This is a genomic window from Halocynthiibacter sp. SDUM655004, from assembly GCF_026015885.1.
Taxonomy (GTDB): Bacteria; Pseudomonadota; Alphaproteobacteria; order Rhodobacterales; family Rhodobacteraceae; genus Falsihalocynthiibacter; species Falsihalocynthiibacter halioticoli.
Window position 1 is genome coordinate 1010722 of sequence record NZ_JAPDUG010000001.1, and the last position, 19699, is coordinate 1030420.

The 19699-nt window shown below is 55.2% G+C and carries 19 protein-coding genes; 14 read left to right on the top strand and 5 right to left on the bottom strand.

Features of this window, described 5'->3' with window-relative positions:
- The first annotated feature begins 230 nt into the window (after window positions 1-230).
- From N9C89_RS05005 to N9C89_RS05030, 6 genes are all read left to right on the top strand, one after another.
- Window positions 231-1334 carry a substrate-binding domain-containing protein gene (locus N9C89_RS05005; RefSeq protein ID WP_263952737.1) on the top strand — a complete coding sequence of 368 codons (1104 nt, stop codon included), beginning with the start codon at window positions 231-233 and terminating at the stop codon, window positions 1332-1334.
- 16 nt (window positions 1335-1350) lie between these two features.
- Complete coding sequence (locus N9C89_RS05010; protein WP_263952738.1) at window positions 1351-2706, top strand: ABC transporter substrate-binding protein; 1356 nt, start codon at window positions 1351-1353, stop codon at window positions 2704-2706.
- A gap of 80 nt (window positions 2707-2786) precedes the next feature.
- A complete protein-coding gene (locus N9C89_RS05015) occupies window positions 2787-4046 on the top strand; it encodes a sugar ABC transporter permease (protein ID WP_263952739.1) in 1260 nt (419 codons plus the stop codon).
- Between the two features lie 52 nt (window positions 4047-4098).
- Window positions 4099-5310, top strand: a complete 1212-nt coding sequence (locus tag N9C89_RS05020; protein WP_263952740.1) for a carbohydrate ABC transporter permease — start codon at window positions 4099-4101, stop codon at window positions 5308-5310.
- A gap of 4 nt (window positions 5311-5314) precedes the next feature.
- A complete protein-coding gene (locus N9C89_RS05025) occupies window positions 5315-6568 on the top strand; it encodes an MGH1-like glycoside hydrolase domain-containing protein (protein WP_263952741.1) in 1254 nt (417 codons plus the stop codon).
- Window positions 6568-7614, top strand: coding sequence for an ABC transporter ATP-binding protein (locus tag N9C89_RS05030; protein WP_263952742.1), 1047 nt, complete (start codon window positions 6568-6570; stop codon window positions 7612-7614). The genes N9C89_RS05025 and N9C89_RS05030 overlap by 1 nt, the downstream gene beginning before the upstream one ends.
- Here N9C89_RS05030 and N9C89_RS05035 read toward each other — a convergent pair.
- On the bottom strand, window positions 7611-8159 hold the full coding sequence (locus N9C89_RS05035) for an rRNA large subunit pseudouridine synthase E (protein ID WP_263952743.1): 549 nt from the start codon (window positions 8157-8159) through the stop codon (window positions 7611-7613). The two genes, N9C89_RS05030 and N9C89_RS05035, sit on opposite strands and share 4 nt — an antisense overlap.
- Before the next feature lie 232 nt (window positions 8160-8391).
- Here N9C89_RS05035 and N9C89_RS05040 point away from each other — a divergent pair, with 232 nt between their 5' ends.
- The 5 genes from N9C89_RS05040 (at window position 8392) to N9C89_RS05060 (ending at window position 11998) form a co-directional block, all read left to right on the top strand.
- On the top strand, window positions 8392-9015 hold the full coding sequence (locus N9C89_RS05040; protein ID WP_263952744.1) for an ATP-dependent Clp protease proteolytic subunit: 624 nt from the start codon (window positions 8392-8394) through the stop codon (window positions 9013-9015).
- Between the two features lie 143 nt (window positions 9016-9158).
- The gene (gene clpX, locus N9C89_RS05045) at window positions 9159-10424 is read left to right on the top strand and encodes an ATP-dependent Clp protease ATP-binding subunit ClpX (protein WP_263952745.1); all 1266 of its coding nucleotides are present in this window, start codon (window positions 9159-9161) and stop codon (window positions 10422-10424) included.
- A gap of 175 nt (window positions 10425-10599) precedes the next feature.
- Window positions 10600-10974, top strand: coding sequence for an NADH:ubiquinone oxidoreductase subunit NDUFA12 (locus tag N9C89_RS05050; RefSeq protein WP_263952746.1), 375 nt, complete (start codon window positions 10600-10602; stop codon window positions 10972-10974).
- A 2-nt stretch (window positions 10975-10976) separates the two neighbouring features.
- Window positions 10977-11426 (top strand): outer membrane lipid asymmetry maintenance protein MlaD, encoded by a 450-nt coding sequence (gene mlaD / locus N9C89_RS05055; protein ID WP_263952747.1) that lies wholly within the window; start codon window positions 10977-10979, stop codon window positions 11424-11426.
- Entirely contained in the window at window positions 11423-11998 is a 576-nt protein-coding gene (locus N9C89_RS05060) for a DUF2155 domain-containing protein (protein WP_263952748.1), read from the top strand. Before mlaD ends, N9C89_RS05060 begins: the two co-directional genes overlap by 4 nt.
- Here N9C89_RS05060 and aat read toward each other — a convergent pair.
- The 3 genes from aat to accB are packed head-to-tail and all read right to left on the bottom strand — an operon-like array spanning window position 11935 to window position 14484.
- The gene (aat, locus tag N9C89_RS05065; protein WP_263952749.1) at window positions 11935-12576 is read right to left on the bottom strand and encodes a leucyl/phenylalanyl-tRNA--protein transferase; all 642 of its coding nucleotides are present in this window, start codon (window positions 12574-12576) and stop codon (window positions 11935-11937) included. The genes N9C89_RS05060 and aat overlap by 64 nt on opposite strands.
- 52 nt (window positions 12577-12628) lie before the next feature.
- Window positions 12629-13978, bottom strand: a complete 1350-nt coding sequence (gene accC / locus N9C89_RS05070) for an acetyl-CoA carboxylase biotin carboxylase subunit (protein ID WP_263952750.1) — start codon at window positions 13976-13978, stop codon at window positions 12629-12631.
- A gap of 11 nt (window positions 13979-13989) precedes the next feature.
- Window positions 13990-14484, bottom strand: coding sequence for an acetyl-CoA carboxylase biotin carboxyl carrier protein (gene accB / locus N9C89_RS05075; protein ID WP_263952751.1), 495 nt, complete (start codon window positions 14482-14484; stop codon window positions 13990-13992).
- 292 nt (window positions 14485-14776) lie between these two features.
- On the opposite strand from accB, the gene N9C89_RS05080 reads away from it, so the two are divergent.
- Both N9C89_RS05080 and preA read left to right on the top strand, forming a co-directional pair.
- A complete protein-coding gene (locus N9C89_RS05080) occupies window positions 14777-16117 on the top strand; it encodes an NAD(P)-dependent oxidoreductase (RefSeq protein ID WP_263952752.1) in 1341 nt (446 codons plus the stop codon).
- A gap of 3 nt (window positions 16118-16120) precedes the next feature.
- A complete protein-coding gene (preA, locus tag N9C89_RS05085; RefSeq protein WP_263952753.1) occupies window positions 16121-17422 on the top strand; it encodes an NAD-dependent dihydropyrimidine dehydrogenase subunit PreA in 1302 nt (433 codons plus the stop codon).
- 55 nt (window positions 17423-17477) lie between these two features.
- Here the strand turns inward: preA and N9C89_RS05090 are convergent, their stop codons facing one another.
- On the bottom strand, window positions 17478-18101 hold the full coding sequence (locus N9C89_RS05090; RefSeq protein ID WP_263952754.1) for a TetR family transcriptional regulator C-terminal domain-containing protein: 624 nt from the start codon (window positions 18099-18101) through the stop codon (window positions 17478-17480).
- 249 nt (window positions 18102-18350) lie between these two features.
- On the opposite strand from N9C89_RS05090, the gene N9C89_RS05095 reads away from it, so the two are divergent.
- On the top strand, window positions 18351-19679 hold the full coding sequence (locus N9C89_RS05095) for an aspartate aminotransferase family protein (RefSeq protein ID WP_263952755.1): 1329 nt from the start codon (window positions 18351-18353) through the stop codon (window positions 19677-19679).
- The last annotated feature ends 20 nt before the right edge of the window (window positions 19680-19699 follow it).

A 19699-nucleotide genomic window follows, 5' to 3' on the forward strand; every position in this document is an offset into this window, starting at 1 on the left:
TTTGTAGGGTGAAATTTACCCGAACAGGCCTTTTTTAGATGCGGATTTTCTGTGCAATTATTGGGATTTTGCCCCGATTTCGCTCCGAAAACCTTGGTGAACCCACGGAAACCTCAACAAAACCCTTGCCGAAACCGGTTTCGGAAATCAGCGTTTAGCTACGGGGAGTCTGAAGTTTGCACAAAAAAACGACGCACAAATCGGCATCACATGCCCAAATGACCGCTGGGATGAAACCGAAACCGGTTTCGTCGGCGGGTGCGCGTCGTACGACGATCTCTGACGTTGCAAATGCACTAGGCATGGCAAAAGGGACGGTTTCGCGGGCGCTGAACGGGTATTCCGATATCAGCGAAGGCACGCGGCTTCGGGTTCAGAACATGGCGCGGCAGATGGATTATCGGCCCTTGAGCCACGCGCAGGCGATCCGAACAGGGCGCGTGCGCAGCCTCGGTCTTGTTCTGCAAACCGGCGAATATGATGGACACAGCCCGATGCTGGCGGATTTCCTTGCGGGGATTGCCCATGAGGTTGGCACCCAAGGTTGGACGCTGACGGTAGGTGCCGCAACGACGATGCAAGACACGCTCGCGACGCTGAAATCCCTGTCTGAGGAGCGCAAGGCCGATGGTTTCATCATTCCAAGGACCTATACGAACGACCCGCGCGTTGATCTTTTACGGCGGCTCGAAATTCCGTTTGTGCTCTATGGCCGAACTCAGGATCCGCAGGATTGCGCGTGGTATGACATCCACGGCGGGGAAGCGATGAGCGATGCGGTGGCGCGGCTTGTCAGCTTTGGGCACCGTCGGATCGCCTTTATCAATGGCGGGGTCGAGTATTACTACAGTCGACTGCGCCTTGCGGGATATTACGCGGGCCTCGATCAAGAGGGCATGACGCGTGAGAGTGCGCTTCTTCGCCAAGGGGCCGTCACAGAAGAGCAGGGCGAAGCCGCAGCGCTTGAACTTCTACACCAAGATTCACCTCCGACAGCAATCATCTGTGCGGTGGATCGCGCGGCACTCGGCGTATTTCGCGCTTTGCGGCGGTTTGGCCTCACAGCAGGGCAGGAAGTTTCGGTGATCGGTTATGACGGGATTGCCGAAGGCGCATTCGCTCGCCCGCAGCTCACCACCTTTGCTGTTGATACCTACAAGGCTGGAAATCGTCTGGCTCATTTACTGATTGCACGGCTCCTCGGCTCTCCGGTCGAGGGGCTACGCGAAACCGATGTGGCTGCCTTGGTGGCGCGTGACTCTGACGGGCCTGCAAAGGTCACATCCGAAGAACTGGCCGTAATTTTGCGGCAAAACTCAACCCAAAACACATAAAAGGGAGGACTTTTCAATGAAGATAAATTCAACAAAAACAGGAGCCTTGATGCTCGGAGCGGCAATGTCGCTTGCGCTTGGGGCCGTGTCGGCCTCGGCGGATATCCGGTTCTGGACAACAGAAACCCAGCCGGAGCGTCTTGAGAAACAGCAAACAATGGCAGCCGAGTTTGAAGCGGCAACAGGAACCGCAGTTGAGGTGATCCCTGTTGAGGAAAAAGACCTCGGAACACGGGCCACCGCGGCCTTCGCTGCGGGCGATTTGCCTGACGTGATCTACCATCCGCTGTCCTATGCATTGCCTTGGGTCGAGGCTGGTATTCTTGACGTTGACGCGGCCACAGATGTGATTGACGAGCTTGGCGCAGGAACATTTGCCGAAGGTCCGCTCTCGCTCGCTGCGGTCGAGGATGGCACCGCATCGGTTCCGGTTGATGGCTGGACGCAAATGGTCGTTTATCGCAAAGACCTCTTTGACGAAGCCGGCCTTGAAGCACCGACAACATACGCCAATGTGCTTGCCGCCGTAGAGGCGCTGCACAACCCGCCAGAGATGTATGGCTTTGTGGCAGCAACAAAAATCGACGAAGGCTTCATGAGTCAGGTGCTTGAGCATGTGTTCCTTGCCAATGGTGTGTCGCCTGTTGGAGCTGACGGGTTCCAACCGCTGGATGAAGCCGCGACGATTGAAGTTCTGGAATTCTACAAGGCCATCGCAGAGGCATCCCCTCCCGGTGAATTGTATTGGAAGCAGAGCCGCGAGCTCTATTTCGCGGGTCAGGCCGCGATGATTATCTGGTCGCCGTTCATTCTGGACGAGCTTGCTGGTCTGCGGGATTCCGCTCCGCCCACAATCAACGATGACCCAACCACCAAAGATCTTGCAGCAGCCACAGGTATCGTGACCAACTTTGCGGGTCCATCGAATGCCGATGGCGCGGCTTGGGCTGATGTGCGTTATTTCGGGATTACCTCGGATGCTGACACGGATGCTGCGATGGATTTCGTGAAGTTCTCGATGGACGACGGCTACATGTCGACGCTGTCGATTGCGCCTGAAGGTAAATTCCCTGTGCGTCGTGGCAATGCCGACAACGCCAGCGCCTTTGTAGATGGCTGGTCCAAGCTTGACGTGGGCGTTGATCGTAAAGCGCCGCTGAGCGAGCTTTATGCAGCAGAAATGATTGAGGAAATCGTTGGTGGACTTGACGTTGCTCAGCGTTGGGGTGTTGCCGAAGGGCAGCTTGGCCTCGCGTCCAAGATGATCAACAGCCAAGTCATCAACCGCCTCGTGCGCGAATATATCGACGGTGAGCGCGACGCTGCCGCGACGGTTGCTGCTCTGAATGAGGAACTGGCCAAGATCAACTAGGCCAATTCACTCAAGTCAACAAAAGAGCCGATGGCGCGCCTTTGCCCGCCATCGGCATACGTCCCCAAGGAGCCTCTGAAATGGAAACATCCGACACCGCAAACCACAGCGCACCGCCCGCCGCTGGCCCCTTGGCCAAGCGCGAGGCACGGTTGGCGTGGGGCTTATTGGCCCCGACGTTGATTAGCGTTGCGATGGTCGTGATCCTGCCGCTGTTGTCGATTTTCTGGATTAGTTTCAAGCCGGTGGGGCTTGCTGATTTGCGCCCTCCTGTTCCGATTGTGAACGAGAGCCTACGTGGACGCCCCAAGGTTGACGGAGACGAGGCGACATTGCGTTATCGGGTGCGAAATTCAAGCCAAGACAAGCCGATAACAGGGGTGAGCTTTACCGATGTTCTGCCAGAGGGGCTTGAGATCACATCTGTCGATCCGCGCTGCGAGATTTCAGGCAGCCTGCTGACCTGTACAGCTGGTGATATCGAAGGCGGTTTCCGCGATGATTTCACGTTGGATGTGGTTGTTTCCCAAGCCTTTATAGATGCCGACCCCGATCTTGATGAAACCGAGGCTGTGGTCACCGGGACCTCAAGCAATATTCTCACGAATTTCTCATTCACGCTAGAGAATTTCGCGCGTGTTTTCGATGGCTCCGAATTCTGGGGCGTGCTTGGCGTAACGATGTTTTACACGGTGTTCGGCACCATAGGCGCGCTCGTGTTCGGGCTTTTTGCGGCCATGTTGTTGAACAAGAGTTTCAAAGGGCAGGGAGTTTTGCGGGGGCTTTACCTTTTCCCTTATGTGTCGCCTGTTATCGCGGTGGCCTTTACGTGGGTGACGCTGTTTGATCCCTTTTCCGGAAGCGCCAACGCGCTTTTGATTCAGATGGGCGTAACCGAGGGGCCAATCAACTTTTTTGGTCAAAAACCCTTAGCGCTTGTGATGGTGACAGTGTTCGAAATCTGGCGCTATTTCCCGCTCTCATTCCTGTTTATTCTGGCGCGGATGCAATCCATTGACGAAGGCATGTTCGAGGCCGCCGATATGGATGGCGCGAGCCCATTCCAGAAATTCTGGTACCTGAGTTTGCCGCAGCTTCTGGGCATCTTGTCTGTGCTGTTTCTGCTGCGGTTCATTTGGACCTTCAATAAATTCGACGACATTTTCCTCCTGACGGGCGGCAATGCGGGCACCCGCACGCTGACGGTGAATGTCTATGAACAGGCCTTTGCGGTGGGCAATATCGGAGCGGGGGCGGCGGTTGCTGTTGTGGTGTTCTCTGTACTGCTGATTTTCTCAGTTCTGTTCTTCCGGTACATCAATCAGGAGGAAGGCGCATGATCCTCTCGCGAGTTCCAACTGAAATCTCTGCTGAAATACAAAAGGTTACGCCATGAGGTATATGCGCTTTGGATATGTTACGGCGCCTTTGCTTGGCGCGCTCTGGGCGGTGGTTATTGCGATCACTGTTACGGTTGCGATGAGCTTCATGACCGGCGCACCGTTTAAACCATCCGCGCTTTGGGCGCTGGTGTTTGGCGCGGCAAGCGGGGCAGCGGTACTCTACCTCGGGCGGTCTGTTGTGATCGGGGCGGCTGTTGTGGTCTTTGCTGCGGTGGCGGGCGTAGGTTTTGGGCCGATCGTCGTGGGCGAAGGGGTGCCGCTAGCGCCGACGCTCTTGGGTGGTGCGGCTTGCGGGCTGTTTGTGGCTTGGCCATTGGTGACGATCCTCAAGGGGTGTCCGGCCGGAGACCTAACCCGCCACGAGTTTGAAGAGGCAATTCTGCGTTTCTTGGTTGGTGTGGGCTATATCTTTTTCACGGTAATCGTTGTTGTCCCGTTTTACGTCATGGTTATGACCAGCATGAAAAGCCAGCAGGCGTTGTTGCAAAACCCGCTGGATTTCAGCCTTGATTGGAGCCAAGGCCTTGGCCTTTTCCGGAGCTATTTCGAGCTGTTTGCGGATTTCAACTTTGACCGCTACCTGCTTACGTCGCTGTTTGTCTCTGTGATGACCGTATTGATCACGCTCGCGTTTTCGGTCCCCGGTGCTTACGCCGTCGCGCGGTTGCGGTTTAAGGGGCAGAAGGCATTTTCGCGTTCAATTCTGCTGATTTATATGGTGCCGCTCATCGTTCTTGCGCTGCCAATCTATATTGGTTTCTCGATGATTGGCCTCCGAAACTCGATCTTTGGCATCCTGCTGATTTATCCGGTCACAACCATTCCCGTGGCGCTCTATATGCTTCAGGGGTATTTCCGTGGCCTCCCCGGCGAGGTCGAGGAAGCGGGGTTGATGGACGGCCTCAGCCGCCTTCAGGTGATCTGGAAAATCACGTTGCCGCTGTCGCTTCCGGCGCTGGCTTCTGTGTCTCTCTATGTGTTCATGATCGCGTGGAACGAGTTTCTGCTCGCTTTCATGCTGCTGGATGATCCCTCAAAATTCACGCTCACTCGCGGGGTGGCGATGCTCAACTCTTCCGAAATACCGAGGCAGCACCTCATGGCCGGTGCGGTTATCGCAACTGTGCCGATTATGGTGCTGTTCCTCGGGCTAGAACGTTTCATGACCAAGGGCCTCACCGCCGGGTCAGTCAAAGGATAAGACTATGAATTTCGACAAAATTGACCGTGAAGCGCGCAAGATTCTGCGCCGGAATGATCGCGGCGGCTATACGGTTCCAACGGCGGGGCTGTATCCATATCAATGGAACTGGGACAGCTGTTTTGCCGCGTGGGGGTTCTCGACCTTTGACGTGAAACGCGCATGGTTTGAAATCCATACACTGTTCACCGGACAGTGGGACAACGGCATGCTTCCGCACATCATTTTCCACAAGCGGGCAGACGGGTATTTCCCCGGGCCGGATGTTTGGGATGTGCCGCGGGTGCCGCATACGTCGGGCATCTCGCAACCGCCTGTGGCCGCTACGATGATCCGCTCGATCTATGAAGCGGACAAGCGCTATGGCCGCGTGCATATGGAGTTGATCTATGGCCGTTTGGTGTCTTGGCACCGCTGGTTCATCAAGAACCGCATGGAGCGGGGGATGATCGCCATTACCCACCCATGGGAAAGCGGCCGTGACAACGCGCGTGATTGGGACAAGGCAATGGCCAATATCGACCCAACCGGTGTTGGCGAATACCATCGGCGAGACACCGATCATGTTGATCCGGAAATGCGCCCCAAAAAGGAAGATTACGACCGTTACCTCAAGATCGTTTATCACAACCGAGATTGCGGTTGGAACGAAGAGAGGATCGCCAAGACGGGGCTGTTTCGTGTGGCGGATGTGGGCATTACCTTCATTTTCTTACGGGCGTGTCGCGACTTGTTGCACATTGCTCTAGAGCTTGATCACGAAACCGCAGAGATCGAAGGTTGGATCAAAGACCTCGAAGCGGGTGTCGAAAATCATTGGAACCCCAAGGGCTTCTATGACTCTGTTGATCTAAAAACGGGCGAGTTTACGGACTCACTCAGTTCCGCGTCTTTCTTTGAGTGGTACTCGGGGATGAGTGGTGATCGGATGCTTGGGCATCTTAACCGTATCCTTGACGAGGTTAAATTCGGCGTGCCGTCAAACGATCCAGAGGACGAGCATTTCAACCCCAAACGATATTGGCGCGGCCCTGTCTGGGGCATGGTTAATACGCTTATCGGTATCGGGTTAGACGAACAGGGCCACATCAAAACCGCTGAGCGCCTTCGAAAGGAGACGCAGGAGCTGATCGCCGAGCACGGCTTTTATGAGTATTTTAGCCCGCTCGATGGCGCTCCCGAAGGCGGTGATGTGTTCACTTGGACGGCGGCAATCTGGCTGACATGGGCCGGACCACATGCGAAAGGGAGGTTCTAATGGGAGCCATTACGCTTAAGGCCGTTGAGAAATATTACGGCGATCTGCAGGTGATCAAGGGCGTGGATCTTGAGATAACGGATGGAGAGTTCATCATTTTCGTTGGGCCGTCAGGGTGCGGTAAGTCCACGCTGTTGCGGATGATCGGCGGGCTTGAAGAAACATCGCGCGGTGCGATCCTGATTGATGGCAATGATGTAACCGCCGATCCGCCGAGCAAACGCGGCCTGTCGATGGTGTTCCAATCCTATGCGCTCTATCCGCATATGTCGGTGCGCGACAACATGGGTTTTTCGCTCAAGACAGCGGGCGCTCCCAAGGCCGAAATCGAGGAAAAAGTGAACGAGGCCGCGCGTATCCTTAAGCTTGAACCGCTCTTGGATCGACGCCCAAAGGATATGTCTGGCGGGCAGCGGCAGCGGGTGGCCATTGGCCGCTCTATTGTGCGTGCACCGACGGCTTTCCTCTTTGATGAGCCCTTGTCGAACCTTGATGCGAGCCTGCGTGTCGATATGCGTTACGAGATTGCAAAGCTGCATCAAAACCTTGCGGCAACAATGATTTACGTAACCCACGACCAGACCGAAGCCATGACTTTGGCCGATCGGATCGTGGTTCTGGACGGCGGCTATATCGCACAGGTTGGCACGCCGCGTGAGCTTTATGAAAATCCGGCAAACCTCTTCGTGGCGCAGTTTATCGGTTCGCCGAAAATGAACGTTATGCCCTGCGAAGTGTCGGGCAAAAGCTATACCATCGGTGGCACCGGCGGCGGCGCGTATGATCGCGCGGGGGCGGCTGTACAGGTCGGGTGCAGGCCCGAGCACATCAGCTTCACAAAGGCTGGCGAAGGCACGCTTGATGGCACTGTTGATGTTTTGGAGTACCTTGGCGCTGATACATTTGTGATTGTGGATGGAGGCGCAAGCGGCCAGATCACCGTACGCGTTGAGGGCGACACAAAGGTGAAATCAGGTGATCGCGTCGGGCTAGAGTTTGATCCAAAACGCCTGCATTTCTTTGATGCGGAGGGGCTCGCGGTTTAGGCTTCGCGCCAGTCGCCAGAGGCCAGCCCGTCAAGCGACCATTCGCCGATGGAATAGCGGATGAGCCGCAGTGTCGGCGCGCCGACTGCGGCCGTCATGCGCCGGACCTGCCGGTTGCGCCCCTCGCGAATTGTAAGCTCAAGCCAGCTGTCAGGCACGGTTTTTCGAAACCGGACAGGCGGCGTGCGGGGCCACAGAATGGGCGGTTCATCGATCCGTTTCACCTCGGCGGGGCGGGTCATCCCATCTTTGAGCTTTACGCCGCTGCGGAGTGCGTCAATCGCGGCGTCATCAGGCTCCCCTTCAACTTGTACCCAATAGGTCTTGGGCATTTTGAATTTCGGATTTGCGATCTTGGCCTGAAGCCGCCCGTTGTCCGTCAGTAACAGCAGCCCTTCGCTGTCCTTATCAAGCCGTCCCGCCGCATAGACATTCGGCACGTCGATATAATCCGAAAGCGTTTGCCGCGCGCTGCCTTCGGTGCCTTTGTCTGTAAACTGCGACAAAACATTAAAGGGTTTGTTAAAGAGGATCAGTTTGCTCATGCCTCTTTCCTGCCCGAGGCGAATTGGCGCGGCAAGGGCGTATTTCGGAAAACCTCGGCGGCGTTTCCAATTTGATAAGAATTGGCTGATATCAGGGCAATAATGCGTGATGGCAGGGAAAGTCGCCGTGAAAGTCGGGGGCAGGTCTTGCAGCCCGTGTGATGCGGGCATAAGACTCATGAGGATATTTATGCGCGTTTGATTGAAACGCTTAACAGCAGGCAGGCGGAATATGAACGATCCAGTAGAGACATATATGAACCTCGTCCCCATGGTGGTCGAGCAAACGAGCCGTGGCGAGCGGGCCTATGATATTTTCTCCCGCCTCCTGAAGGAGCGGATCATCTTTGTAAACGGCCCTGTGCATGACGGCATGAGCCAGCTTGTCGTTGCGCAGCTTCTACACCTTGAGGCGGAGAACCCTGAAAAGGAAATCTCCATGTATATCAACAGCCCCGGTGGCGTTGTAACCTCGGGTTTGTCGATCTATGACACGATGCAATACATCAAACCCAAGGTAAGCACGCTTTGCGTTGGTCAAGCCGCTTCTATGGGCAGCTTGTTGCTTGCCGCGGGCGCACCAGGCATGCGTTTCTCCCTCCCGAACAGCCGGATCATGGTTCACCAGCCATCCGGCGGGTATCAGGGGCAAGCGACGGATATCATGATCCACGCGCAGGAAACCCAGAAGCTCAAGGATCGTTTGAACAACATCTATGTGAAGCACACAGGGCAGAAGCTCAAAGCTGTTGTTGACGGGCTGGAGCGCGATAACTTCATGTCTGCCGAAGAGGCAAAAGACTGGGGCTTGATCGACGAAATCGTCGAAAACCGCGTGAAACCGGAAGACTCCTAATCGATTTGGCAATACGGCAGGGTGATTTTGCCGTTGTACAAGAAAATTGGCTGCCCTAAGCTACGGGCAAGGGCAGCCGCACAATAGCTTACTAAAGCTTGGTTCGGCGCGAATGGCCACACAGGATCAAGCAGAGGATCAAAATGGCGAATACGACGAGCGGCGACAGCAAAAACACCCTCTATTGCTCTTTTTGCGGAAAGAGCCAGCATGAGGTGCGAAAACTGATTGCCGGACCAACCGTTTTCATTTGCGACGAATGTGTCGAGCTGTGTATGGACATCATCCGCGAGGAGACAAAGTCCAGCGGGCTGAAAGCGACGGATGGCGTTCCAACACCAAAAGAAATCTGCGAAGTTCTGGATGATTATGTGATCGGGCAGGGGCATGCGAAACGGGTGCTCTCTGTTGCTGTCCACAACCATTACAAGCGCCTGAATAACTCTGGAAAATCCGGCGATATTGAGCTTGCGAAGTCCAATATCATGCTGATCGGTCCAACGGGTTGCGGTAAAACCTTGTTGGCGCAAACGTTGGCGCGGATTTTGGATGTACCTTTCACAATGGCCGATGCCACAACCCTCACCGAAGCGGGCTACGTGGGTGAGGACGTTGAAAACATCATCCTCAAGCTGCTTCAGGCGAGTGAATATAACGTCGAACGCGCGCAACGCGGCATCGTTTATATTGACGAGGTGGATAAGATCACGCGCAAGTCTGACAACCCTTCGATCACCCGAGATGTATCGGGCGAGGGGGTGCAACAGGCGCTGCTGAAGATCATGGAAGGCACGGTTGCCTCTGTGCCGCCACAAGGTGGCCGCAAGCATCCGCAGCAAGAATTCCTGCAGGTCGATACGACCAACATCCTCTTTATTTGTGGTGGTGCATTCGCGGGTCTGGACAAGATCATCGCGCAGCGCGGCAAGGGCTCCGCAATGGGCTTTGGCGCCGATGTGAAGAGCAATGATGATCGTGGCGTTGGCGAGATTTTCCAAGAACTTGAGCCTGAAGATTTGCTCAAATTCGGTCTTATTCCTGAATTTGTTGGCCGCCTTCCAGTGATTGCAACGCTTGAAGATCTGGATGCGGACGCACTTGTTACAATTCTGACCAAGCCGAAAAACGCATTGGTGAAGCAATACCAGCTTCTGTTCGAACTCGAGGACGCCAAGCTGACCTTTACGGATGACGCGCTCAAATCCATAGCCGCACGGGCGATTGAGCGCAAAACCGGGGCGCGTGGTTTGCGCTCAATCCTCGAAGACATCCTGCTCGACACTATGTTTGACCTTCCCGGTTTGACCGAAGTGAAAGAGGTCGTGGTGAACGAAGAGGCCGTCAAAGGCGAAGCTGCACCGCTTCTCGTTTACGAGGACGCCAAGGAAGAGCCTGTAAGCGCAGGATAATTCCAGCTCGTCACAGCGAATATGCGGCTCCGATTTCGGGGCCGTTTTTCGTTTATCCGCCGATCTTTGCCAGAAGTGCGCGAAAAACAGCGGCAAATTGCCCGCATGGGCCCGCAACAGGCTGGACCTCGGCGCACAAACACGGCATATCTACCCTGTAATTTCGGAGGGCATTATGCGCTTTATTCTCAGCCTGTTGACTTGGTGGAACAACGAAACTCTCGGCATGCGCTTTTTCACATGGCGCAAAGGGGAGCAAGTTGGCGAAGACGAACAGGGCAACCGCTATTACCAGAACAAAGACGGAAGCCGTCGTTGGGTGATTTACAACGGCAACGTCGAAGCGAGCCGCATTTCGCCGGATTGGCATGGCTGGCTGCATTTTACATGGAACGAAACACCAAAGGATGCGCCGCTTGCCCATAAAGATTGGGAAAAGCCGCTTGAGGAGAACGCAACCGGTACGCTGGCGGCCTATGCGCCGGCTGGGTCCATGCGCCGTCCCGAGCCTGCTGTGCGTTCCGATTACGAAGCCTGGCAGCCTGAATAGAGATGAGTGATTCCCCGACCGAAGTGGTTGTTGGGGGCGTGGTGTTGGCCGTTGCCCTTGGTTTTTTGGCCTACGCAAGTCAGGCCACAGGCTTTGGTGCGCGCTCCTCTGGGTATCCGCTTACTGCCAGTTTTCGCTCCGCTGAGGGCGTCTCGGTTGGTACAGATGTTCGGCTTGGCGGCGTCAAAATTGGTACCGTCACGGGAATGGAACTTAATCCAACAACATTCCGCGCTGATACAGAGATTTCGATCTTGAATGGTCTTGAGTTGCCTGACGACAGCGCGATTACCATCGCAAGCGAAGGGCTGCTTGGCGGTAGCTTTGTTGAAATCGTTCCGGGGGGATCTCCGTTCAATTATGAACCCGGCTCAGAGATCGAGGATACACAAAGCGCCGTGAGCCTTGTGTCCTTGCTGCTCAAGTTTGTGTCAGGGTCTTCCGAGCAATGATACTACGCCCCTTTTACATTGCCCTTGCGGGCGTGGCCGGATTTTCGTTGGCTTCGGCAGCTTATGCCCAAGAAATCGACGAATCTGTTCTGCCTTCCTTCGAAGAGGGCATGGGGCTCACAGATGATGAGCCCGTCACCGAAGAAGAAATCGGCCGAATCTTTACGATTGATCCAGAGGGTCGCGAGATACTTGATGGTCGAGCCAATGCCAGTTTCGGCGACATTGATCGCGAAGTGGTGGAGCAGGTTGAAACGGCGAATGGCGCTGTTTTGCGTGGCTTGGATCGCGTGTCCACAGGGTTTGACGACTATGAGGTAAAGAATGGCGCCTCAACAAAGGTTGGTCCGCTTCTGGTGACACTCGGCGAGTGCCGCTATCCGGCTGACAACCCGTCAGGCGAGGCCTATGCCTATCTGACGATCAAGGATGAACTTGTCGGGCAGATGGTATTTGAGGGCTGGATGATGGCATCTGCGCCGGCACTCAATGCGCTCGATCATTCGCGTTACGACGTTTGGGTGTTGCGCTGCACGATTGATGCGCCTGAAGGCACCGACGCATCCGAATAGAAATTCGCATCCACGCGTAAGGCATCGGCCAATTGGGCGCGGTAAGTTGCGCGCGGAATTTCGATAGCACCGAGGCTCGCCAAATGCGGGGTCAGGAACTGCGTATCAAACAGCACGTAGCCACATCGACGAAGTCGATCAACCAGATAGGCCAACGCGATTTTTGAGGCATCACGCTTTCGAGAAAACATACTTTCCCCAAAAAATGCACCGCCAAGAGTGACGCCGTAAACGCCACCGACAAGCGCATCTTGGTCCCAAACTTCGAGGGAGTGGGCAAAGCCGTGTTCGTTTAAGGCGTTATAAAGGCTGAATATTTCATCGTTAATCCATGTTTCTTCTCGATCCGCGCAGGCACTCACGCAGGCGGCGAAATCACGGTTAACGTGGATTTGATAGCTTTCCTTGCGCAAGCTGCGCGCGAGGCTTCGAGAGATATGAAAACCGTCGAGGGGAAAGATGCCACGATGTTGCGGATCAACCCAGAAAATCTCGGGGTTGTCGCGGCTTTCGGCCATCGGAAACACGCCCGCGGCATAGGCATTGAGCAGGATTTCGGGAGTAAGCTCTGTGGTCATAAACCGTCGCGGAAAGTAAAAACGCCCGCCTCAAATATGGGCGGGCGTTGGATTAGGCTGCTAGGTTGGTTTCGAGCCATTTCTCTAGCCAGTGGATGTCATAATCACCCGTCAGGATTTCCGGCTCTTCGAGTAGGGCGTCAAACAGCGGCAGCGTTGTCGCCACGCCATCAACGATCAACTCGCCCAATGCACGTTTGAGGCGCGCAAGGGCTTCGGGCCGGTTGCGGCCATGAACGATGAGCTTACCGATAAGCGAATCGTAGTAGGGCGGAATCGAATAGCCGTCATACAGCGCGCTATCCATCCGCACACCAAGCCCACCTGGCGCGTGGTATTGCGTGATTTTGCCGGGGCAAGGCGCAAAGTTTGGCAAGCGCTCCGCGTTAATGCGAACTTCGATCGCATGGCCATTGATCACGAGGTCATTCTGACCGAAGGACATATCCATGCCAGCGGCAACGCGGATTTGCTCGCGCACGAGGTCCACGCCGAAAATTGCTTCGGTTACAGGGTGTTCCACCTGAAGGCGGGTGTTCATCTCGATGAAATAAAACTCGCCGTCTTCATAGAGGAATTCGATCGTGCCAGCGCCGATATAGTTGATTTTGGCAACCGCTTCGGCACAAGTTTTGCCGATTTGGGCGCGCAGCTCAGGCGTGATGACGGGGCCGGGGGCCTCTTCGAATACCTTTTGGTGACGACGCTGGAGCGAACAATCCCGCTCGCCAAGGTGAACAGCGTTGCCTTTACCATCACCGAAGACTTGAATCTCGATATGGCGCGGCTTGCCGAGATACTTCTCGATATAGACTTCGTCGTTACCGAAGGCTGATTTGCCCTCTGCGCGTGCTGTGCGGAACGCCACTTCGAGCTCGTCGATGGATTTGGCAAGCTTCATGCCGCGCCCACCGCCACCAGCGGTTGCTTTGATAATGACCGGGAAGCCAACTTCTTCGGCAACTTTCACAGCAGTTTCGTAATCAGGAACGCCGCCCGCGCTTCCGGGAACACAGGGCACACCAAGGTTGATCATGGTGTCTTTGGCGGTGATCTTGTCGCCCATCGTGCGGATGTGCTCGGCCGTTGGGCCGATAAACGCGATGTCGTGATCTTCGAGCGCCTGAACAAAGGCCGCGTTTTCCGACAGGAAGCCATAACCGGGGTGGATCGCTTGCGCACCGGTGACTTCACAGGCCGCAATGATCGACGCCACGTTCAAATAGCTGTCGGTTGAGGAGGGGGGGCCGATACAAATGGCTTCATCGGCCATCCGCACATGCATTGCGTCTGAATCCGCGGTGGAATGAACGGCCACCGATTTGATGCCCATTTCCCGACACGCGCGGATCACACGCAGGGCAATTTCGCCCCGGTTTGCGATCAAAATTTTCTCAAACATTGCCACTGGCCTTATTCGATGATCATCAGGGGTTGGCCGAATTCAACGGCGTCGCCGTCAGCCACCAGAATACGTTTCACAGTGCCCGAGCTTGGTGACGGGATGTGGTTCATTGTTTTCATCGCTTCGACGATCATCAATGTGTCGCCTTCGGATACTTTGTCGCCGACGGAAACGAAGGCTGCCGCGCCTGGCTCTGCGGCCATATAGGCGGTGCCAACAACTGGCGATGGTACTGCGCCCGGATGATCGGAAGGATCGTCGCTCGCTGCAGCAGGTGCAGGGGTCGCTGCTGGTGATGCAGGGGCGGCAGCGGGTGCGGCCGCGACAGGTGCTGGCGCCGCGGCAGCAACGGAGACCACCTCGTTTTTCCGGCTCACCCGGACATTGAGGCTGTCGTCTGCGCCATATTCGCGCTTTACCTGAAGCTCTGTCAGATCGTTTTCGTTAAGCAGTTCTGCGAGTGCTTTGATAAAAGCCACGTCTGATTCATGTTTTTTGGTCATGCCGTCCTCGATGGTTTCCGTCGCACGTTATTATCGCCTTTGCTCGGCCGCGCGGTTTCGCACGCTTATAGACCGTTGCACCGTGATAGAAAAGCATTCCTGCGCCAATTAATAGGGGCAACTTCACGAATTTTCGCCTGAGCAACGCTTATCGGCAAAGCATCTATGCGTAAAAAATGCTGAAAAATCAGGCATGCATAAGAAAAATGCAATCTGGCAAAATTTACCATTTGATAAAAAAATGGACCTATGCCACGCTTTACCTAATAAAAATGCCAGCAGGGAGGCTCAAATGCCGAACAGCCAGTTCACCCCCGGAATCGCATCGGGACGGTTGTCAGATACCGAATTGAAGGAAAACTTTGCCGATTTGCACGCGCCGCTTGAGGCGCACGAGGCCTTGGTTGCCGCAGATCGGTGTTACTTTTGCCATGACGCGCCGTGCATGACGGCCTGTCCGAGCAGCATCGATATTCCGCTGTTCATCCGCCAGATTGCTACGGGAACCCCCGAAGCAGCGGCGCAGACGATTTTTGATCAGAATATTCTTGGTGGTATGTGCGCACGCGTTTGCCCGACAGAGACGCTTTGTGAAGAAGTCTGCGTGCGGGAAACTGCAGAGGGAAAGCCGGTCGAGATTGGCCGTCTTCAGCGCTACGCAACCGATACGGTGATGGAGTCGGGCAAGCATCCTTATACGCGTGCGGATGCCACGGGCAAAAAGGTTGCCGTTGTGGGCGCGGGGCCAGCAGGGCTTTCTGCGGCGCACCGATTGGCCATGAAAGGGCACGACGTAACTGTTTATGACGCGCGCAAGAAAGCGGGCGGTCTGAATGAGTTTGGCATCGCGGCCTATAAGTCTGTCGATTCATTTGCAGAGCGCGAAGTTGAATGGCTGCTGAAAATCGGTGGCATCACCCTTGAAACGGGTAAGGCTCTTGGCAAAGATTTCACGCTTGCCAGCCTGCAAGATGAGTTTGACGCTGTTTTCCTCGGGATGGGGCTTGGCGGTGTCAATGCGCTTCGGGCCGAGGGCGAAGACAAAAGCGGCGTTGCAGATGCCGTTGATTTCATTTCAGAATTGCGCCAGTCAAACGATCTGTCCTCCCTGTCAGTCGGGCGCAATGTCGTGGTGATCGGCGGCGGCATGACCGCCGTTGACGCCGCGGTTCAAAGCAAGCTCCTTGGTGCGCAGAACGTGACCATTGCCTATCGCCGCGATAAGGGCGCGATGGGAGCGAGCCAGTATGAACAAGAACTGGCCACAGCCAAGGGTGTTCGCATTCTCTATAATGCCGCACCCAAAAAGGTGATTGGGAATGGCGCGGTTGAAGGTGTAGAATTCGAATACACCACCACCGAGGGCGGCAAGCTCAAGGGAACGGGTGAAACCGTAACGCTTGAGGCCGATCAGGTGTTCAAAGCTATCGGCCAAACACTCTCGGGCGCGCCCGAAGAACTGGCGATGGACGGTGGCAAGATTGCCGTGTCCGAGGTTGGCGCAACAAGCGTCACCGGTATTTGGGCGGGTGGCGATTGCGCAAGCGGCGGCGATGATCTGACCGTGACTGCGGTTGCCGAAGGGCGCGACGCTGCCGAGGACATACACAGCTATTTGATGGGAGGAGCCTAAGCCATGGCTGATCTAACAAGCACATTCGTAGGCATTAAATCACCCAACCCGTTCTGGCTCGCGTCGGCCCCGCCAACTGATAAGGAATACAACGTCCGCCGCGCCTTTGAGGCCGGATGGGGTGGTGTGGTCTGGAAAACTCTTGGCTCTGAAGGGCCGCCCGTTGTGAACGTCAATGGCCCGCGGTATGGCGCAATTTTTGGCGCAGACCGTCGCTTGCTGGGCCTGAACAACATCGAGTTGATCACAGACCGTCCGCTGCAAACCAACCTGCGCGAAATCAAAGCGGTGAAGCGCGATTATCCGGACCGCGCGGTAGTCGTTTCGCTGATGGTGCCGTGTGAAGAAGACGCGTGGAAAGCAATCTTGCCCGTTGTTGAAGAGACCGGCGCGGATGGCGTTGAGTTGAACTTCGGTTGCCCGCACGGCATGGCAGAGCGCGGCATGGGCTCGGCTGTGGGTCAGGTGCCGGAATACATAGAGATGGTCACCCGTTGGTGTAAGCAAAACACACGGATGCCCGTCATCGTGAAGCTTACGCCAAACATCACTGATATTCGCAAGCCCGCCGAAGCGGCGAAACGTGGTGGCGCGGATGCTGTCAGCCTGATTAACACAATCAACTCAATCACTTCGGTTGATCTGGATGCAATGAGTCCAGAGCCGATGATTGATGGTAAGGGCACGCACGGCGGCTATTGCGGCCCTGCGGTGAAGCCGATTGCGATGAATATGGTCGCAGAAATCGCGCGCAATGCCGAAACAGCGGATGTTCCGATTTCCGGCATTGGCGGCATTACAACATGGCGCGATGCGGCAGAGTTCATGGCGCTTGGTGCTGGTAATGTGCAGGTGTGTACAGCGGCGATGACCTATGGGTTCAAAGTTGTGCAGGAAATGATTTCCGGTCTTAGCCAGTGGATGGATGAGAAAGGATACGAAAGCACAGCTGATTTCGTTGGCAAAGCGACGCCGAATGTCACCGATTGGCAGTATCTTAACCTCAATCACGTCACCAAAGCTGTCATCAACCAAGACGATTGCATCAAATGTGGTCGCTGCTATGCCGCTTGCGAAGACACCAGCCATCAGGCGATTTTGATGTCTGAGGATCGGGTGTTCACCGTGGACGACAGCGAATGCGTGGCCTGTAACCTCTGTGTGAATGTGTGCCCCGTCGAGAATTGCATCACCATGAAAACGCTTGAAAAAGGCGAAGTGGATGAGCGGACAGGCGAAAAGGTTGGCGATTATTCCAACTGGACAGAGCACCCCAACAACCCAGCGGTTGTTGCTGCGGAATAGTCTCCGGCAAATCTACAATGAAAAGGCCCGGCGATCGCGTCGGGCCTTTTTCTGTTCACGCCGTATGCGCGTCGAGCAATCGGGTAAACAGGGTATCAAGAAAAGCTTCGGCATCAGGGAAGGGATCAACATGTTCGCCGCCCAGAACCATCCGCACTTGAACGTCGAAATCGGCGTAATGCTGCGTTAGAGACCAGATTGAAAACAACAGGTGCCGCGGATTAACGCGCGCGATTTTGCCTTCTTCGATCCAACCTTCGATCACCTTTGATTTCTCGTCCACGAGGTCCTTCAATTCCCCTTGGATCGCGCCACCGATCCGCGGTGCACCTTGAAGAATTTCATTTGCGAACAGTCGGCTTTCGCGCGGAAAATCGCGGCTCATTTGAAGCTTGCGGCGCACATAATCAAGGATTTCTGCGCGGGGTTCGCCATCGGCGTTTAGTTTGTGAAGCGGATCAAGCCATGTCTCCATAAGCTCTTCCAAAAGGGTTGCGTGGATGGCCTCTTTGGACGGGAAATAATAGAGCAAATTGGGCTTGCTCATGCCGGCGGCTTCGGAAATCTGGTCCAGTGTCGAGCCGCGAAACCCGAACTGGGAAAACACTTCAAGCGCAGCCTCGAGAATCGTTGCCGTGTTCTTTTGCTGGATGCGCGTGTTTGGTTTTTTCCTGTTCATAACCGGCCTTTCCTGCCTGAGTATCCGCTTGCGCGATACCGTATTGCCACGGCTTTTAACCTCTCGCGTAAAAAAGTACCATTCCCCCCGTGGAGGTGGTGGAATCCTGTGCAAATGCGCAGTTTTTACGCAAAAAGCCGAGTCGAAAAACTTGACTGACTTACCTTCTCTGCTAGCGTGAGATTGACCGAATGGTCAAATAATTTCGAAATGCGCCAAGAACAGGCATTTCATGTGGAGGACCGCCCTATGGCAAACGATCACACAAATATCCCTAATGACCTTTCGGCATTCTGGATGCCGTTTACGGCGAACCGCCAGTATAAGAAGGCACCGCGCCTTTTTACGGCGGCGAAGGATATGCACTACACAACGGCCGATGGGCGGCAGGTTTTGGATGGCACCGCAGGATTGTGGTGTTGTAACGCGGGACATGCGCGCCCCAAGATTACCGAGGCAGTCCAAAAACAAGTAGCCGAACTTGATTATGCGCCAGCGTTTCAAATGGGCCACCCGAAAGCCTTCGAACTGGCAAGCACCATTCGCGATATTGCGCCGAAGGGCATGGAGCATGTGTTCTTCACCAACTCGGGGTCAGAGTCGGTTGAAACGGCGCTCAAGATCGCGCTCGCCTATCAGCGCGCCATTGGGCAGGGCACCCGCACACGGCTTGTTGGACGCGAAAAGGGCTATCACGGTGTGAACTTTGGCGGAATCTCCGTCGGCGGTCTTGTGAACAATCGCCGGATGTTTGGCCAGCACCTCAACGGGACGCTGCATCTTCCGCATACGCATCTGATCGACAAGAACGCCTATACTAAGGGCCAGCCAGAGCATGGTTGGGAGCTTGCCGATGATCTTGAACGGATGGTCGCGCTGCACGGCGAGGAAACGATCGCCGCCGTGATCGTCGAGCCGATGGCGGGGTCTGCGGGGGTTATTATGCCGCCGAAAGGGTATCTTGAGCGGCTTCGTGCGTTGACCAAGAAATATGGTATTTTGCTTATTTTTGATGAGGTTATCACGGGGTTTGGCCGTTTGGGATCCAGCTTTGCAGCGGAGCATTTCGACGTTCAGCCTGATCTTATCACCACGGCCAAAGGGCTGACCAACGGGGTAATTCCAATGGGGGCCGTGCTTGCCACAAGCGAAATTCACGATGCCTTTATGACAGGCCCCGAACATATGATCGAGCTGTTCCACGGCTACACATATTCGGGCAATCCTGTTGCCTGTGCGGCAGGTTTGGCAACGCTTGAAACTTATCGCGAAGAAGATTTGTTCAACCGCGCGGACAGCATGGCTGAATACTGGCAGGAGGCGCTTCACAGCCTTAAGGGGCTGCCGCATGTCATTGATATTCGTAACATGGGTCTTATCGGCGCGGTCGAACTTGAGCCGATTGCCGGTGAGCCAACCAAGCGTGCGTTTAATGCCTTCCTAGAGGCTTATGACAAGGGCGTATTGATCCGCACCACGGGTGACATCATCGCCATGAGCCCGCCACTAATCATCGAAAAAGAACATATAGACCAGCTTATCGGGACCTTAGCCGACGTTCTTAAATCGTTAGACTAAGCAATACCGAGGCCAGCAGC

Bases quoted from the DNA above. Each gene is read 5' to 3' on its own strand.
- N9C89_RS05090 (WP_263952754.1), bottom strand. From the start codon at position 18,101: ATGAACAGGAAAAAACCAAACACGCGCATCCAGCAAAAGAACACGGCA.
- N9C89_RS05015 (WP_263952739.1), top strand. From the start codon at position 2,787: ATGGAAACATCCGACACCGCAAACCACAGCGCACCGCCCGCCGCTGGC.
- accC (WP_263952750.1), bottom strand. From the start codon at position 13,978: ATGTTTGAGAAAATTTTGATCGCAAACCGGGGCGAAATTGCCCTGCGT.
- N9C89_RS05080 (WP_263952752.1), top strand. From the start codon at position 14,777: ATGCCGAACAGCCAGTTCACCCCCGGAATCGCATCGGGACGGTTGTCA.
- mlaD (WP_263952747.1), top strand. From the start codon at position 10,977: ATGAGTGATTCCCCGACCGAAGTGGTTGTTGGGGGCGTGGTGTTGGCC.
- N9C89_RS05005 (WP_263952737.1), top strand. From the start codon at position 231: ATGAAACCGAAACCGGTTTCGTCGGCGGGTGCGCGTCGTACGACGATC.
- N9C89_RS05050 (WP_263952746.1), top strand. From the start codon at position 10,600: ATGCGCTTTATTCTCAGCCTGTTGACTTGGTGGAACAACGAAACTCTC.
- aat (WP_263952749.1), bottom strand. From the start codon at position 12,576: ATGACCACAGAGCTTACTCCCGAAATCCTGCTCAATGCCTATGCCGCG.
- N9C89_RS05010 (WP_263952738.1), top strand. From the start codon at position 1,351: ATGAAGATAAATTCAACAAAAACAGGAGCCTTGATGCTCGGAGCGGCA.
- N9C89_RS05035 (WP_263952743.1), bottom strand. From the start codon at position 8,159: ATGAGCAAACTGATCCTCTTTAACAAACCCTTTAATGTTTTGTCGCAG.
- N9C89_RS05095 (WP_263952755.1), top strand. From the start codon at position 18,351: ATGGCAAACGATCACACAAATATCCCTAATGACCTTTCGGCATTCTGG.
- N9C89_RS05030 (WP_263952742.1), top strand. From the start codon at position 6,568: ATGGGAGCCATTACGCTTAAGGCCGTTGAGAAATATTACGGCGATCTG.
- N9C89_RS05060 (WP_263952748.1), top strand. From the start codon at position 11,423: ATGATACTACGCCCCTTTTACATTGCCCTTGCGGGCGTGGCCGGATTT.
- N9C89_RS05040 (WP_263952744.1), top strand. From the start codon at position 8,392: ATGAACGATCCAGTAGAGACATATATGAACCTCGTCCCCATGGTGGTC.
- N9C89_RS05025 (WP_263952741.1), top strand. From the start codon at position 5,315: ATGAATTTCGACAAAATTGACCGTGAAGCGCGCAAGATTCTGCGCCGG.
- N9C89_RS05020 (WP_263952740.1), top strand. From the start codon at position 4,099: ATGAGGTATATGCGCTTTGGATATGTTACGGCGCCTTTGCTTGGCGCG.
- accB (WP_263952751.1), bottom strand. From the start codon at position 14,484: ATGACCAAAAAACATGAATCAGACGTGGCTTTTATCAAAGCACTCGCA.
- clpX (WP_263952745.1), top strand. From the start codon at position 9,159: ATGGCGAATACGACGAGCGGCGACAGCAAAAACACCCTCTATTGCTCT.
- preA (WP_263952753.1), top strand. From the start codon at position 16,121: ATGGCTGATCTAACAAGCACATTCGTAGGCATTAAATCACCCAACCCG.